Annotated in this window: 1 protein-coding gene and 1 pseudogene; one reads left to right on the top strand and one right to left on the bottom strand. The window is 64.9% G+C overall.

The window, feature by feature from the left end:
* Positions 1 to 700 (bottom strand): aldolase/citrate lyase family protein (locus EOA29_RS37605; protein WP_127222471.1); only part of this gene is annotated, 700 nt, incomplete at its 3' end.
* 122 nt (positions 701 to 822) lie between these two features.
* On the opposite strand from EOA29_RS37605, the pseudogene EOA29_RS37600 reads away from it, so the two are divergent.
* Positions 823 to 1,042, top strand: a pseudogene (locus tag EOA29_RS37600) (LLM class flavin-dependent oxidoreductase); the annotation flags it as partial.

Here is a 1,042-nt window from a genome sequence, read left to right as displayed (position 1 = left end):
TGTCGCTGGCAAGGACGAAGAAACTGGCGCCGATGGCCGCCCATGGGCCGGTGTCGTGCGGCTTGGCGCAAAATATGCCTGCCGTTCTGCCGTGTGCGACCGTTACGCCGATGATCGTCCGGATCGCCTGAGCCAGCTTGTCGGCGCCCGTCGGCCCAACCGCGTCGATCGACACCGAAAGGTCCCCAGGGCCGACGAAGATCACGTCGACGCCATCGACAGCGGCAATGGCCTCGATATTCGCAAGACCCTCCGCGGTCTCGACCTGAACCGCGACCACGGTCCTGTCATTGGCGGCGGCGAGATATTCCGGGATGCGATAGCCGTAGCCGGCGGCCCGCCCGGGTCCGACGCCGCGCTCGCCGGCTGGCGGGTAGCGCGAAGCCTGCACCGCCATCATGGCCTGGCCCGCGCTCGACACGCGTGGGACAAGCACGCCTTGCGCGCCGCTGTCCAGCGCCGCCGCTATGGCTTCGGATCCATGGCCGGGCACACGCACCATGGTCGGAACGCGATGGACATCCGCCGCCCGGACCATGCCTTCGACGAGATCCCGCGATATCTGAGCGTGCTCCCAGTCGATGCAAAGAAAATCGAGGCCGGACTGTGCCATCACCTCGATGGCGACGGCATGGGGTATGGCTGCGAAGGAGCCGACGAGGTTTTCTCTGCCCACGCACTTCCGGCGAAATTCGTTCATGTCTCTCTCTTGCGGTCGTGTCCCTGTTTCATACCCGCAAACGACGATGAGGCGAAGCTATTTCAGGCTTGAAATATTTTCGCGCGGGCCTAGCGTGGCCTATTCCAGAACGAGTTAGAGACATGATCAAAGTCCATCCGTTGCGAGGCCCGAACAGACTGAAGCTCGGCGTCTTCTCGACCAATGCGGATGGCGGCCTTGCCATCACCGACGTGCCCGAACGCTGGGCCGCCGGGTGGCGGGACAATCTGACGGCGGCGCAGATAGCCGACCGCGCGGGTCTCGAATTCATGCTGCCGATCGCGCGCTGGCGGGGCTTCGGCGGCCGCAACAAGGTGCGCG

Origin of the sequence: Mesorhizobium sp. M1E.F.Ca.ET.063.01.1.1 (genome assembly GCF_003998155.1) — a bacterium.
In the GTDB taxonomy this organism is placed as follows: Bacteria; Pseudomonadota; Alphaproteobacteria; order Rhizobiales; family Rhizobiaceae; genus Mesorhizobium.
This window is presented reverse-complemented; position numbering and strand designations above follow the sequence as displayed.